Source organism: Acidobacteriota bacterium, from assembly GCA_022340665.1.
Classification (GTDB): Bacteria; Acidobacteriota; Thermoanaerobaculia; order Thermoanaerobaculales; family Sulfomarinibacteraceae; genus Sulfomarinibacter.
On sequence record JAJDNM010000049.1, the window covers coordinates 1 to 14,634 of the forward strand.

The window sequence follows — 14,634 nt, forward strand, 5'->3', positions numbered from 1 at the left end:
TCCTAATGAAGGTTTCGAACACACCGATGTAACGAATTCACCGCCCCGGCTACACGGTGGACTGGCTTGCCCGGACGTAGTCCTCGACTCAGGGTCGAGAACGAAGCCTGGTGGGCCGCCCGGGACTCGATCACGGCGAGAGGCAGCGGCTCATGGCTCAGGCCGCGGGGCGGATGGTCGGAGGCGGCCTAGAGCCATCCGCTGATTCCGACGGGACGCCGCGGCCGAAGGCCGCGAGCAACGCGATCACGTCACGAGAGCGTTGGAGGGAGGGAGGTGTTGAAGCCAGTGGTGGGCCGCCCGGGACTCGAACCCGGGACCACCGGATTAAAAGTCCGATGCTCTACCAACTGAGCTAACGGCCCACTCGGGAAGCACAAAATAGTCCTTCGGGCGCTGAAAGACAAGGGCGTCCGCGATAGTCAGGGGTTGATGATCGACCGGAGCTGACGCGCGAGATCCGACTCCCCGCGCACGAGGGTCTCTTCGCGGCGCGGCCCGGTGGAGACGATGACCGCCGGAGCACCGATCTTTTCTTCGAGGAAGGCAAGATAGCTCCTGGCTTCGGCTGGCAGGTTGTCTTCGGAGATAACGCCCTCGGTCGGGGTGCTCCAGCCCGGGTGCTCCTCGTAGATCGGCTCGACAGCCTCGGCCAGCTCGGCGTCGGCCGGGAAGGTGTCGAGGGTGGAGCCGTCCGGAAGACGGTAGCCGGTCGCCACCTTGACCGTTTCGAGTCCGTCGAGCACGTCGAGCTTGGTGACGGCGACGGCATCGATGCCGGCGACCTCGACCGCGTAGCGGGCGGCAACGGCATCGAACCATCCACAGCGGCGCGGTCGTCCGGTGGTCGTGCCGTACTCGACACCGCGCTCGCGCATGCGCTCGCCGGTGGCATCCTCGAGCTCGGTCGGGAAGGGACCGGAGCCGACGCGGGTGGCGTAGGCCTTCATGACGCCGATGGCCGGGCCGAGGAGCCTGGGCGCGATACCGCAGGATGCTGCCGCGAAGCCCGGCAGGCACGATGACGAGGTGACGAAGGGATATGTGCCCCACGCGAGGTCGAGCATCACCCCCTGCGCACCCTCGAAGAGGACACCCTCGCCGACTTCCTGGTGGCGGCGCAGGGCGGGGCCCACCTCGTCGATCATCGGCGCGAGGCGCCGGGCCGCGGCCTCGAGCTCTGCGACGGCTCGATCGAGATCGACCGGCTCCGCACCGAAAAGAATCTCGAGCTCGCGATTGTGCTGCTCCATAAGGGCGACGGCGCGCCCGCGGAGGCGACTCCCGTCAGCCAGGATGTGGGCGCGAAGGCCGCGCCGTTGGGCACGGTCCTGGTAGGCGGGTCCGATACCCCGGCCCGTGGTGCCGATCTTGCCGGCACCGAGAGTTCCCTCGCGAGCGCTGTCGAGGGCCTTGTGGGTCGGAAGAATGAGGGTCGCCCTAGGCGACAGCTTGATGCGGCCGTCGATCTCGACGCCCTCTCCGACAAGGGTATCCATCTCGGCCACCAATCCGCTCGGGTCGACGACCATGCCCGACCCGAGGTAGCAGGTCACTCCGTTGTGGATGATCCCGGACGGCACCAGATGAAGGGCGAACTTCCGGTCGGCGAATCGCACCGTGTGGCCTGCGTTGTTGCCGCCGTTGTAACGCACCACCGCCGCGAAGTCGGAGGACAGCAGATCGACCACCTTGCCCTTGCCCTCGTCGCCCCACTGGCCGCCAATCACCATCAACGATTGTGTGCCCATCGATCCTCCGGCCGCACATGATAGCGCGCCATGCCACGGCCGCCAAGTTCAAATAAGTGATCGAGATACCGGGTTACAATGCCGCTTTATGGACGACAACGAGAAGATCCAGGAGAGTGGCTTTTTCGGGCGCCTGAGCGACCTCGCTCGGCGCAGCGAAAACAGGCAGAGCGTCGGCCGCTGGATTCGCACGCGGCTGCTGGTCGGATTCATGGTCGCGTTTCCCCTGGTGGTGACAATCTTCTTCGCCCGTTTCATCTTCGGCCTGATGGACAAGTGGTTCCGGCCGATCTCCGAACGGTTCATTGGTGAACCGCTGGTCGGGGTGGGCCTGGTGGTTTCGCTCCTTTTGCTCTTCCTGCTCGGGGTGGTGTCGACCAACGTGCTTGGCGGCCGCCTTCTCTCGTACTTCGAACGGAAGATCAGCGACCTGCCGCTGCTGAGCCCGATCTATCAGGGCGCACGGCAGATCACCGAGGCGATCCAGATCCATGAAACCGCGGAGTTCCGCCGGGTGGTCCTACTGCCCTTTCCCAACCAGAACGTCCGATCGCTGGGATTCGTCACCCGCGACTTCCAGACGCCGACCGCGTTCGGCGACGAACCGACCGCGCTGGTCTTCGTGCCGACGACTCCGAACCCGACGTCCGGTTACCTGGTAACGGTCAAACAAACGGACCTCACCGCCCTCGACATGAGTGTCGAGGAGGGGGTCAAGCTGGTGATCTCGGGCGGGCTGCTGACTCCAACGCGATTGCTCGCGGCCGACCAGGTGAAGCCCTGGATCGGAACTGGTGATGCCTGAGACTTTCGAGCGATGACCGGGAATTGGTAGACTCCACCCTTCGGTTCAATCCGCTATGGGCTTCTTTGAATACGAAAGGAAGATGGCATGACACTCAAGGCCAACAAACAACGCCACGCCGGCTGCGCTGTCCTCGGGGCTCTCTGTGCGGCGCTGGTGTTCGCCTCGCCGGCTGTGGCCCAGCAGGCCCCCGGGACCTTCCTCGGCGCCGTGTTGATCACCGATGACGCAACCGCCGCGAGCGAGTTCTATTCGGCGATTTTCGGATGGGATATGGAGCGGTCGAAAGATGGTGGCTTCGTCGTCCGACACAGGGGACGGATGATCGGCGGAATAAGCCCACTGCAGAACGCTCGGAGGGAAATCGAGGAGTCGTTCTGGTTGGTGGGCCTGATGGTCGAGGATGTGGACCAGGCGTTGAACGCCGCGAGAAAGGCAAAAGCAACGATCCACGAGGAGGTGGAGCGCGTCAGTGATTACGGGCGCTTCGCCGTGGTGGCCGACCGGCAGGAGGCCCCTGTATTACTCGTCGAACCCGGCATCAAGCCGCTTGCACGGACCGAGGGGCATGGTTCGTGGGTGTGGGCGGAGCTCTGGACCGACGATATTCCGGATGCGGCCGATTTCTACGCGGATGTCCTTGGTGTTGGCCACGACACTGTCGACCGTGCAGGCGAGGCCTACCACGTGCTGACGTCCGCAGGGGAACCGCGTTGCGGCATTGTCGAGATTCCGGAGGAGCTCGAAAACGTGGAGCCCGGCTGGGCGCCGTACGTGGCCGTTTCCGACCTCGGCGCTTCCCTGAACAGGGTCAAGGAGCTCGGTGGTCGGGTGATCTTCGGCGAAACCGAGCACCCGGCAGAGGGCTCGGTCGCACTCATCGGCGATCCTTCGGGGGCGGTTCTTTTCATCTATCAAATCGGCAGCCACGAGGAGGCGAAATGAAGAATTCAGCCCGGATATTCGCTCTGGTGATCGTGTTGGGCCTGGCTCTGATTTCGGTCTCCTGCAGCTCTGACGGCTACTCGGGAACGACGTCCGTCCATGTGGGTGTGGGTTACGGCGGCTATGGCCCCGGCTGGGGTTACGGATGGGGTGGCTACTATCCGGGCTACCGCCCGCCGGTCGTGATCGGTCCGCCGCCGATGCGACCGACGCCGTACTGAGAGGGGCTCGGGGCTTGAGGCTCAGGGCTTGGGGCTGGCTTCCATTGGCGCCCAGCAACCACGCGTTTCACAATCAAGGCGGCAAAAACACCAAGGGAATCCTGTGTTTCCGGATTGTCGGGCGGGTTTCGTTCAGGAATTTCACGGACTCGAAAGGATTCACCTCCCGGAAAGGCTGGAATCACTTGGCAAAGACCTCTCGGTGATTCCTGGGCAGCCCACCAGTCGAGATGAGAAATGGCTTGACATCATGACCAGTCCTCAAGCCTCAGGTCCCAAGCCCCAAGCCCTCACGGAGTGAGGATCACCTTGCCGAAGTTCTTGCGGTCCTGGATGTAGCGGTGGGCTGCGGCGGCATCATCGAACGGGAAGCCGCGGTCGACCACCGGTTTGAAGGTACCGTCGGCGAAGAGATCGAGGATCTCTCCGAGCATCACCGCGAGTTCGTCTCTCCGGTGCCAGAGGTGGCCGAGGTTCACACCGAAGACTCCCTTGTTGTGGCTCATCAGCTGCAGGGGTTTGAATGAGCCCATCTTCGAGAGGCCGGTGAGGGCCGAGATCCAGGAGCGTTTCTTTCCGGGCGCGAGGCTCGAGGCGCCGAAGATGAAGAGTCGGCCGAGATCGGCGAGGCTCTTGTAGCTCTTCTTGAAGGACTCGCCGCCGACTGCGTCGAGCGCGATATCGACGCCGCGTCCATCGGTCAGCCGCCGGACCTCCTCGAGGAAATCCTGGGTGCGGTAGTCGATGCAGGCCGAGACACCCATCTCGCGAAGACGCTCGTGCTTGCCGGCCGAAGCCGTGCCGATCACTTCGGCCCCGAAGTGGCGGCAGATCTGCACCGCGGACAGGCCGACGCCTCCCGCGCAGGCGTGCACCAGCACCCGGTCGCCGGCCCGCACACCGCCGAGCTCGACAAGCATCAACCAGGCGGTCAGGTAGTTGACCGGGATCGATGCGGCAGCTTCGAAGTCGAGCGCGTCCGGAACTTCGCGCACCGCCGACTGCGGTGCGCAGACAACATCCGAGTACCCTCCGAAACGGGTCATGCACACCACGCGGTCGCCATCGCGAAACGCCTCTACGCCGTCACCCACTCCATCCACAACTCCCGCGACCTCGTAGCCAATCACCGCGGGCAGTTTCGGCGCGTCCGGATAGAGGCCCATGCGGGCGAGAATGTCCGCGAAGTTGATCCCCGAAGCCTCGACCCGGATCCTCACCTCGCCAGCCTTGGGTTCCGGGTCGGGAGCTTCTCGCACTTCGAGGACCTCTGGTTCTCCAATTCGTGGTATCCACACCTGTCTCATCACTCATGGCCTTTCTCTATGATTATCAACTGATGGACAGATCTTCGCACAGCCCAACCAGACATCCAGGTCCTGATTCCCAATTGGAGATCCTGGCCCTCGATATTCGACAGTCGGCTCGGCGAAGCGTGCGAGGTGTCGTGCGAGGTGGTGAACGCGCAGCACGAACGAGGGAGGCGTACTTGGGATACGTTGAGTGAGCGAGCGCAAGCGGTCGCCGCAGCGCATGGCGCACCGCGCGCTGCAGCAGTCGACTGTCGAATATCGAGGGCCAGGGCTCCAAAAAAAAGCGCCGGAAAGGGGAAGGAGGATCCTTTCCGGCGGGGAAGGGGGGATGCGGCGTCGATTCAGTTGGCCGCAGCCTCTGGGTTGAAGAACTCGGTGATGTCGATCTTGTTGTCGCGCAGCTTGTCGGGCGGCGCACTGACGTAGTTGTAACGCGTCCCGTAGCTCAGAAGCGCCTTTTCGAGCATGCGACGGCCACGGTAGAGGCGAGACATCACGGTGCCCACCGGCACAGCGAGAATATCCGCGATCTCCTTGTAGGCAAAACCCTGGAGGTCGGCAAGCAATACCACCATCTTGTAGTCGTGCGGCAGGCTCAGAAGCGATTCGCGCACCTCGTGGTCCATCTCGACCGACATCAGCCAGCTCTCGGGATCGACGAGCGAATTCTGCGCCTGATCCATCAGGGTCTCCTCGAGTCCCTCCTGGACCTCGTCGAAGTCCACCTTCGGCGGTTGCAGCTTTTTCTTGCGATACGAGTTGATGAACGTGTTCTTCATGATCTTGAAGAGCCACGCCTTGAAGTTCGTGCCCTCGGAGAACCTGGCGTAGTACTTGTACGCCTTGAGATAGGTCTCCTGAATCAGGTCTTCGGCGTCCTCCACCGAACGAGTCATCCGCAGTGCGCTCTTGAAGAGCTGATCACGATACGGCAGCTGTCCGGTGGAGAAGTCCCACTTCCTTGGTTCGGCCGTTTGTGTCACGGTGACCTCCAGATGCGAATGCTACAGTATTGAAACATTCGTGTCAACCCCATAAGAGGATACGATGCAAAAGTCATATTTGTTTCAATAATGAAAACAGATACCGAAATCGAGACACAATCGAAGAAAACAAAAAAGGGGCCCGAAGGCCCCTTCTCGCTTCACTTTTCGCCGATCAGGCGAGGATCAGGAACGCGATGATCAGCGCGTAGATGACCAGCGACTCGATGAGCGCCAGGCCGATGATCATGGTGATCCGGATCGGTCCCACCGCTCCCGGATTGCGGCCGATGGCCTCGACCGAGGCGGCGAGTCCCCTGCCCTGACCGAGCGAGCCGAACGCTGCGGCCAAGCCGATAGCGAAAGCCGCACCGAGATACTGCATGATGTTCTTTGCGCCAGCTGCCTCGCCGTGCTCCTGGGCCAGCGCCGGGGAGGCCACCGCAAGGGCAACGAAAACTATCGCCAGAACTGCAAGCCGTCGATTCATGAATCTACCTCCTCAAGGGATTTTTCACGGTATTAATGTTCTTCTGCCCCGACCGCGCCCTGCAGGTACGCCATCGTGAGCATGATGAAGATGAAGGCCTGGAGGAATGCACCAAAGATGCCCAGACCCATCATCGGCCAGGGAACCACGAAGGGGAACATGACGAAGAAAATGCCGGTAGCTGTGTGCTCACCGAAGATGTTGCCGAAGAGCCGCAGCGCCAGCGAGAGAATGCGCGCAAGGTGGGAGATGATCTCGATCGGGACCATCAGTGGCGCCAGTAATGGCAGCGGGCCGGCAAAGTGCGCGAGGTACTTGAAAAGCCCGTTGTCCTTGATTCCGACGATGTTGTAGAAGAGAAACGCCGTGATCGACAGGGCGAAGGTGGTGTTCGGGTTGGCCGTCGGCGGTTGAACGAAATAGAACAGGCCGAAGATATTACCGACGAAGATGAAGACGGCCAATCCCATGATGAACGGCAGGAAGCGCTTGCCGAAACCATGGCCGACGACGTCCTCGATCAGGTCTTCGAGCCCGGTGATGAGCAGCTCGGAGATCTGCTGCACCTTGCCGGGGTTTTCGATCGAGAGGCGCCGGCTGGTCGGGATGAAGATCAATCCAACCAGGACCACGACCAGCATCGCCATGACGACGTGATCGGGCAGCCAGTATCCGGCCTCGTGCAGTCCCATCAGCTCCTGGTATCGTTGACTCGACTCTCCGAACAGCGCGATCAGCAGATTGTTGATGGGGTGGTAGAGAAACGAGACTGGGTGCTCCAATTCATCCTCCTCCGAGCCGCATGTGGCGGAGGCCCTCGATGATGATCGCCAGGACCAGGGTCGAGAACCCGAAAGCCACTGCTACCGCATCAATTCGCGGAATCATCAGGAATGCCGCGAAAATGATGGCGAGGAGGATCAAGCGACCGAGAAACCTCAGAACCGTCCATCGATCGAGCCGAGGTTTTCCAGGCTGAACCACCCGGTGCACGATCACCTCCAGCCAACGAAAATTGATGATAGCCACCACCCCCGCCGCGGTCAAGCAAAAAGCGCCCATCCATGTGCGAAAAAGCACAAGTTCGATCACAGCGCCGAAAACCACCAGGATGGCGGTGATCCGAACGACTCTTTGAGTCGAAAACTCTCCGCTCTCAGGATGTTCCGTCGTCATCGGAACTTGCCGCTTCTTCGGCCGCCTCGAGCGCCTCGATCTGCTTCTCGGAGCGTCCAGCCTGAGCGGTGATGCGAAACAGGTTGACAAAACCGGCTGCAATACCGAAAAGTGTGAAAATGATCGTCAGCCAGGGATAGATGTCGAGGTGTTTGTCGAGCCAGCGTCCGAAGAAATAGCCGAGGGCGATGGCTACCGGAAACTGTATGCCGACGATCGATACATCGAGCCAGACGCGCGCCCTGCGGAGCTTTTTCTTGCCTCGTACCACGGGTTTCGCCCCCTCTCCGCTCGAGTTGTCACATCACGCCGAGTGCACTCACGGCATTCCGAGCCCAGCCGACAACCGGCATCGGGTAGACACCGATCGCCAGGGTGACGATGACGCAGGCCACGATCACCAACTCCGTCCAACGATCGCGCAGGAACTCGGCCGGATCCTCACCCTCCCCGTCACCATCTCGCAGGTACATCTGCACGACGATTCGGAAGTAATAGTAGAGGCTGACCGCCGACATGATCACCGCGATGAGGGTCAGCAGGACGTAACCGCCCTCGACCGCCGCCGCAAAGAGGTACAGCTTGCCCATGAAACCCGCTGTCGGCGGAATGCCGGCGAGCGCCAGCATGAAGATCAGCATGCCGAGAGCGGCACCCGGGTGACGTTTGGCAAGACCGGCGTAATCGCCGATCACCTCACCCGCATAGCCTTTCGACTCGAGCAGGATCACGAACCCGAAAGCCCCGAGGTTCATGAAGGTGTAGACCAGCATGTACATCAAGATCGCCCAGGCACCGGTCTCGGTGAGAGCGACAAACCCCATCAGTGCGTATCCGGCATGGGCGATCGACGAATAGGCCAGCATCCGCTTGACGTTGTCCTGGGTCAGGGCGGCGATGTTTCCGTAGATCATGGTTGCCGCAGAAGCCAGCCACAGGACCACCCGCCAATGCTCGACACCCGGCCCGAATGCGTCGAAGAAAAGGCGCATGAACATGGCGAAGGCCGCCGCTTTCGGTGCCACCGAGATGAAGGCCGTCACCGGTGTCGGCGCTCCCTCGTAGGCATCAGGCGTCCACACGTGGAAGGGCACCGCCGCCACCTTGAAGAGCATGCCGAAGCTCACCAGAACCATGCCGAGCACCAGCATCGGGTTCGAGTTCGGCACCGCGACCAGAGACTGGCGGATGGTCTGCAGGTCGAGGGTGCCGAGGGACCCGTAGACCAGGGAGATACCGTAGAGCAGGATCGCCGAGGATGCCGCGCCCAGCACGAAGTACTTGACCGCTCCTTCGTTCGACTTGATCTCCAGCTTGAAGTAGCCGACCAGGACGTAGACCGAAAGCGCCATCAGTTCGAGCCCGACATAGAGACTGGCGAGACTGGCGCCGGACGACATCACGAACATGCCGACGGTGGCAAAGAGAATGAGCGATACGAACTCGCCTCCGCCGTAGCCGAAACGCTCGAGGAATCCTGCAGCCATGAATATCGCCATGATCCCGGCCACCAGCACCAGCAGCTTGAAGAAGACCGCGAATTGGTCGATCACCAGCATGTCGCCGAGGATGGCCACCGGACCCTCGACCGGCCGCCCCACCAGCCACACCAGAACGCCAGTCACCGCAAGCGAGCCGACACCGACCAGCGAGAGCGGACGGACCCCTCCCCTCCCGAGCGGGATGCCGAGCAGGAGGACGACAAACCCGGCCGTCGCAAGGAAGATCTCGGGCAGAAACGGAACGAACTGCTCGAGGGTCATCGGCTACTCCCCGTGCTCCTCTGCCGCTTCGTCAGTCAGATCGTGTGCCAGAGCTGCCACGTGGTCGCCGGCCGTGCCCATCTCCTCCGGCAACGCCGCCTCGACGCGCTCGAGCACTCGATCGACCGTCGGCGCCATTCGATCGAAGAACGGTTTGGGATAGAGGCCGATCCAGAAGGCGATGACGATCAGTGGGATAAGGGTCCACTGCTCGCGGCGGTTGAGGTCGGAAAGGTCCTTGTTCTTCTCGTTCGACAGCTCGCCGAAGAAGACCCTCTGATAGAGCCACAGCATGTAGGCCGCACCGAGGACGATGCCCGAAGCGGCGAAGAGAGCCCACACCCAGGAGTGGTTGTAGGCTCCGATCAGGATGGTGAACTCGCCGATGAAGCCGTTCAGGGTGGGCAGTCCGATGGACGACAGCGTAATGATGAGGAAGAAGGTCGCATATAACGGCATGACCTTCGCCAGACCACCGTACTCGGCGATCATCCTGTTGTGGCGCCGTTCGTACACGATGCCGACGAGAAGGAAGAGCGCGCCAGTCGACACGCCGTGGTTCAGCATTTGCAGGATCGAGCCGCGCAGGCCGGGCTCGTTGAGGGCAAACATGCCCAGCATCACGAAGCCCATGTGGCTGACCGAGGAGTAGGCTACCAGCTTCTTCATGTCCTTCTGGGCCATCGCCACGAGCGCGCCGTAGACGATGGCGATGATCGACAGCACGCCGATCCAACCAACCGCCTTTACCGTGGCGTCAGGCAGCAGTGGCAAGGAGAAGCGAACGAAACCGTAGGTCCCCATCTTCAGGAGAACGGCTGCCAGGATGACCGAACCGGCGGTCGGCGCCTCCACGTGCGCGTCCGGCAACCAGGTGTGGAACGGGAACATCGGCACCTTGATGGCGAAACCGACGAAGAACGCGAGGAAGACCCAGAACTGGACTCCGGTCGGGATCATCGGCGCGATGGTGTAGAGATGCGGGATCGAGAAGGTCGCCGCATTGCCGAGGCCGTCGAGGCCGATCGCCGCCAGACCGCTCGAGTTATAGAAATACAGGGTCAGGATGCCGACCAGCATCAGCACCGAACCGACCAGGGTGTAGAGGAAGAACTTGATCGCCGCGTACAGCCTGCGCGGTCCACCCCAGACGCCGATCAGGAAGTACATGGGGACGAGCATGACCTCCCAGAAGACGTAGAAGAGGATGAAATCGAGCGAGCAGAAGACACCGAGCATGCCCGTCTGGAGCAGGAGAAGAAAGATGTAGTACTCCTTCTCGCGCTCAGTGATGGCGGTGTACGAGCAGTAGACCGCGATGAAACCGAGCAGGGTGGTGAGCAGTATCAAAAGGACCGCGAAGCCGTCCACACCGAAGAGATACTGGACGCCGACCGACGGGATCCACTCCAACCGGGTCGCGAACTGGAACTCCGCGCCGTCAGGTCTGTAGAGAAACCACAGCGGGATCGAGATCACGAAGTCGACGCCCGCCACGAGCGTCGCCCAGGTCTTGATCGCGCTCGAGTTCTCCTTGTTGACGAACGCCATCATCAGCAGCGCGCCCGCCAGCGGCAGGTAGCAAATCAGGTTGAGAAGCCAGCCGTATTGAAAGTCCATCATCGTCCCCTAATTCAATTTGAAGAGGTAAAAGACCGCAAGCAGGATGGCCGCACCGAAGACCATCACCATCGCGTAACCCTGAGCGAAACCGACCTGGAGCTTGCGGAACCAACGGCTCGCCACATCGTAGATCTTCGCCACCAGATTGACCGCTCCGTCCACCACCCGGAGATCGAAGATCCCCGACAGGAAGGACGAACCGACGGTCGTGAGTGCGGTGCCGTTGACCGCTCCATCGACCACACGCGCGTCGAACTCCCACAGGAGCTCGGAACCCTTGACCGTACCGTCCACGACGGTTGCGTCGTAGATCTCGTCCATCCAATATTTGTTGAGCAGCAGCTTGTACGCGAACGGGAAGCGCTCGGCCAGGCGTTTCGCCCTCGCGCCCGCCTCGGCACCCATATAGAAGCGGTAGGCGAGCCAGATCCCGAAGCAGGCCACTCCCACCGAGAGCACCACCAGCGCCCATTCCACCCCCAGGCTGACCGCGTGATGGCTGACTTCGTGGCCGCCCTCCGCGGCGTGCCCGATCGGCAGCAGCATCGGCTCCAGAAAACGCTCGACGAGATTCCATTCGGGGTGGTGAAAGAGCGCCCCGGGGATTCCGACCAGACCGCCGAATATCGACAGCACGCCGAGCACCACCAGCGGCATGGTCATGGTCCACGGCGATTCGTGGAGGTGGTGCTCCGCCTCCTCGCCGCCCCGGAACTCCCCGTGGAATGTCACGAACACAAGCCGGAACATGTAGAAGGCGGTCAGCACCGCGCCGATCATGCCGAGGATCCACAGGAAGTAGTACATCGATCCGAAATGGTTGAGATCGGAGGCCCCGGCTTCGAAGGCCTTGAAGAGAATCTCGTCCTTCGAGAAGAAGCCGGCGAAGATCGGAATGCCGGCGATCGCCAGGGTCGCGGCCAGAAAGGTCCAATAGGTGGTCGGCATGTATTTCTTGAGGCCGCCCATTTTTCGGATGTCCTGTTCACCACCACAGGCGTGGATCACCGACCCCGAGCCGAGGAAGAGGCAGGCCTTGAAGTAGGCGTGTGTCAGGACGTGGAAGATCGCCGCCACGAAAGCGCCGACGCCGGCGCCGAGGAACATGTAGCCGAGCTGGGAAACGGTCGAGTAGGCCAGCACCTTCTTGATGTCGTTCTGAACCAGGCCGATGGTCGCGGCGAAGATCGCGGTCACGCCACCAACTATCGCAACCACCAGCATCGCGGTCGGACTGATGCGGTAGATGACGTTGCAGCGAACAACCATGTAGACGCCCGCGGTAACCATCGTCGCGGCGTGGATCAGGGCCGAGACCGGGGTCGGCCCGGCCATCGCGTCAGGCAACCAGACGTAAAGTGGTATCTGCGCCGATTTGCCGATCGCGCCGACGAAGAGGAGCAGGCCGATCACGGTTGCTGCGGTCGCGAAGTGCTCTGGGTGTGCCGCAGCCGTCGGGAACACCTCGGTGAACTCGAAGGTCCCGAAGAACATGAAGGTGGCGAAGATGGCGAGCAGGAAGCCCCAGTCACCGATACGGTTGACGATGAATGCCTTCTTGCCAGCTGCTGCGCACCAGTCCTTCTCGAAGTAGAATCCGATCAGCAGGTAGGAGCAGAGACCGACCCCCTCCCAACCGACGAACATCACGACCAGGTTCGAGCCGAGCACCAGCGCCAGCATCGAGAACATGAAGAGGTTGAGATAGGCGAAGTAGCGCGAGTAGGCCCGATCGGACTCGTCGTGCATGTACCCGATCGAGTAGATGTGGATCAGGAATCCGACGAAGCTGACGAAGAACACCATCAGGGCCGACACCGAGTCAAGCTGAAACGAGGCGGCGATGTCGATATCGGCCACGCTTCCGTCGAGGATGCGCAGGCTGCCGCCCTGAATCCAGCTGTAGAGACTGACGATATGGGTGTGGTGAATGCCGAGGTCGAGGATCCACTGGATGATGGCTCCCCAGCCCAGCAGCCAGGCGGATCCCGAACCTAGCAGGGCAACGGTATGGGTGACCGATTTGCCCAGGCCCATTCGATTGGAGACGAGCCCGTTGAAGATGGCTCCAAACAGGGGGAGAATCGGAATCAGCCAGATCAAGTCGTAGAGCTTCATCCCCTAGCCCCCCATCTCGTCGGCCTTCTCGAGTGCCACCGTGTCCTTCAATCGAACCAGGGCGATGATCAGGCCGAGCCCGATGGCGGCTTCGGCCGCCGCTACTGTGATCACGAAGATCGCCAGCACCTGGCCGCCGAGATCACCGAGCCGGAATGAAAAAGCGATCAGGTTGAGGTTGACCGCGTTGAACATCAGCTCGAGGGACATCAATACGGTGATGAAGTTACGCCGCACCATGACACCGACGATGCCGATGCACATCAGGATGAGCGAGAGGGCGACGTAGTGGGTCGCGGAAATCACGGCTCCACCTCCTCTCCCTTACTGATCAGTGCTACATCACGCCGACCGAAGACGATGGCGCCGATCATCGCCACCAGCAGCACCACCGACACCACCTCGAAGGGCACGAGGTACTTCGTGAAGAGGATCCATCCGACGGCCTCCGTGTTGCCGACCTCCTGACCCTCGATGGCCGTCATCGCGGCAGCACCACCGTCGCCTGCGGCCATCGACCCAAGGAGAATGCCGACCGCGATGAGACATCCCAGAACGACGCCGCCGAGAATCGCCAGCGGCGCGGCCCCCGAGAGGAATACCGTTCCCGGACCGAGATCGGTCAGCCTCACCAGCATGATGACGAAGAGATACAGGACCATGATGCCGCCGGCGTATACCAGCACCTGCACCGCGGCCAGGAACTCGGCGCGGCTCATGATGAAGAGCACGGCCACCATGAAGAAGGTGAGGAGCAGGGACACGGCGGAGTGCACCGGGTTGCGGAGAATGACGACGCCGATTGCCGCAGCCACCGTGATGACCGCAATCACGTAGAACAGGATGGCGCCGAAGTTCGCTACCAGATAATCCATCAGGCCGCTCCTTCGCCGGTCGTCCCGTCGTCGTCCGCCGAGGCCTTCGTCAGGGCCTTCATCGGCGACGACGGGTCCTGGCCATCGATCGGCAGCACGACTCCCGGGAAGGCCTTCAGTCCGTCCCAGTTGGCGAGTCGCTCTTTGGTGTAGTAGAGGCGTTCGTTGCGCTCGTAGACGGTGCCCTCGTAACTCTTCGTGGTCAGCCAGATCGCCTTGGGCTCCGTCGGGCACGCCTCTTCACAGAGGCCGCAGAACATGCACCTCTTGACGTCGATGTCGTACCGGTCGATGATCTTTTTCTTTTTCTTCTTTTCGCCGACCATCTCGACCTCGGTGTGGTCGGTGATGAAGATGATGTCAATCGGGCAGGCCTTGGCACAGAGGTGGCAATCGATGCAGCGCTCCATGTCATAGCCGAACATGCCGCGAAAGCGGTCCTTCGGCTCCATCTTCTTTTCCGGATACTGGATGGTCTCTTTCTTCCGGAAGAGATAGCCGCCGGTCACCCCCATCCCGCCGAAGAGGTCGGTCGGAATCAGCTTTTGCACGAAATCACCAAAAGTCATGA

General features: G+C 61.6%; 16 protein-coding genes and 1 tRNA gene. 3 read left to right on the forward strand and 14 right to left on the reverse strand.

The annotated features are described in order from the left end of the window. Positions 1-289: 289 nt before the first annotated feature. Positions 290-365, reverse strand: a tRNA-Lys gene (locus LJE93_06750). Between the two features lie 57 nt (positions 366-422). After that, positions 423-1,751: an adenylosuccinate synthase gene (locus tag LJE93_06755; protein MCG6948598.1), complete on the reverse strand. Its 1,329-nt coding sequence runs from the start codon at positions 1,749-1,751 to the stop codon at positions 423-425. An 88-nt stretch (positions 1,752-1,839) separates the two neighbouring features. On the opposite strand from LJE93_06755, the gene LJE93_06760 reads away from it, so the two are divergent. The 3 genes from LJE93_06760 (at position 1,840) to LJE93_06770 (ending at position 3,722) form a co-directional block, all read left to right on the forward strand. Further along, positions 1,840-2,556, forward strand: coding sequence for a DUF502 domain-containing protein (locus LJE93_06760; GenBank protein MCG6948599.1), 717 nt, complete (start codon positions 1,840-1,842; stop codon positions 2,554-2,556). Between the two features lie 87 nt (positions 2,557-2,643). Further along, positions 2,644-3,501: a VOC family protein gene (locus LJE93_06765; GenBank protein MCG6948600.1), complete on the forward strand. Its 858-nt coding sequence runs from the start codon at positions 2,644-2,646 to the stop codon at positions 3,499-3,501. Continuing rightward, positions 3,498-3,722 carry a hypothetical protein gene (locus LJE93_06770; GenBank protein MCG6948601.1) on the forward strand — a complete coding sequence of 75 codons (225 nt, stop codon included), beginning with the start codon at positions 3,498-3,500 and terminating at the stop codon, positions 3,720-3,722. The genes LJE93_06765 and LJE93_06770 overlap by 4 nt, the downstream gene beginning before the upstream one ends. Positions 3,723-4,012: 290 nt before the next feature. Here the strand turns inward: LJE93_06770 and LJE93_06775 are convergent, their stop codons facing one another. The 12 genes from LJE93_06775 to LJE93_06830 form a co-directional block, all read right to left on the reverse strand. Continuing rightward, positions 4,013-5,029: a medium chain dehydrogenase/reductase family protein gene (locus LJE93_06775; protein ID MCG6948602.1), complete on the reverse strand. Its 1,017-nt coding sequence runs from the start codon at positions 5,027-5,029 to the stop codon at positions 4,013-4,015. Between the two features lie 347 nt (positions 5,030-5,376). Continuing rightward, positions 5,377-6,018 carry a sigma-70 family RNA polymerase sigma factor gene (locus LJE93_06780; protein MCG6948603.1) on the reverse strand — a complete coding sequence of 214 codons (642 nt, stop codon included), beginning with the start codon at positions 6,016-6,018 and terminating at the stop codon, positions 5,377-5,379. A gap of 175 nt (positions 6,019-6,193) precedes the next feature. After that, positions 6,194-6,508 carry an ATP synthase F0 subunit C gene (locus LJE93_06785; GenBank protein MCG6948604.1) on the reverse strand — a complete coding sequence of 105 codons (315 nt, stop codon included), beginning with the start codon at positions 6,506-6,508 and terminating at the stop codon, positions 6,194-6,196. A 32-nt stretch (positions 6,509-6,540) separates the two neighbouring features. Beyond that, a complete protein-coding gene (gene atpB / locus LJE93_06790; protein MCG6948605.1) occupies positions 6,541-7,290 on the reverse strand; it encodes a F0F1 ATP synthase subunit A in 750 nt (249 codons plus the stop codon). Between the two features lies 1 nt (position 7,291). Continuing rightward, on the reverse strand, positions 7,292-7,684 hold the full coding sequence (locus tag LJE93_06795) for an ATP synthase subunit I (GenBank protein ID MCG6948606.1): 393 nt from the start codon (positions 7,682-7,684) through the stop codon (positions 7,292-7,294). Continuing rightward, on the reverse strand, positions 7,665-7,955 hold the full coding sequence (locus tag LJE93_06800; GenBank protein ID MCG6948607.1) for an AtpZ/AtpI family protein: 291 nt from the start codon (positions 7,953-7,955) through the stop codon (positions 7,665-7,667). Before LJE93_06800 ends, LJE93_06795 begins: the two co-directional genes overlap by 20 nt. 28 nt (positions 7,956-7,983) lie before the next feature. Then, a complete protein-coding gene (locus LJE93_06805; protein MCG6948608.1) occupies positions 7,984-9,447 on the reverse strand; it encodes an NADH-quinone oxidoreductase subunit N in 1,464 nt (487 codons plus the stop codon). A gap of 3 nt (positions 9,448-9,450) precedes the next feature. Continuing rightward, complete coding sequence (locus LJE93_06810; GenBank protein ID MCG6948609.1) at positions 9,451-11,070, reverse strand: NADH-quinone oxidoreductase subunit M; 1,620 nt, start codon at positions 11,068-11,070, stop codon at positions 9,451-9,453. Positions 11,071-11,076: 6 nt separating this feature from the next. Beyond that, positions 11,077-13,188: an NADH-quinone oxidoreductase subunit L gene (gene nuoL, locus LJE93_06815; GenBank protein ID MCG6948610.1), complete on the reverse strand. Its 2,112-nt coding sequence runs from the start codon at positions 13,186-13,188 to the stop codon at positions 11,077-11,079. Positions 13,189-13,191: 3 nt separating this feature from the next. Then, entirely contained in the window at positions 13,192-13,494 is a 303-nt protein-coding gene (nuoK, locus tag LJE93_06820; protein ID MCG6948611.1) for an NADH-quinone oxidoreductase subunit NuoK, read from the reverse strand. Further along, a complete protein-coding gene (locus LJE93_06825) occupies positions 13,491-14,063 on the reverse strand; it encodes an NADH-quinone oxidoreductase subunit J (protein MCG6948612.1) in 573 nt (190 codons plus the stop codon). Before LJE93_06825 ends, nuoK begins: the two co-directional genes overlap by 4 nt. Beyond that, complete coding sequence (locus LJE93_06830) at positions 14,063-14,632, reverse strand: NADH-quinone oxidoreductase subunit I (protein MCG6948613.1); 570 nt, start codon at positions 14,630-14,632, stop codon at positions 14,063-14,065. Before LJE93_06830 ends, LJE93_06825 begins: the two co-directional genes overlap by 1 nt. Between the last annotated feature and the right edge of the window lie 2 nt (positions 14,633-14,634).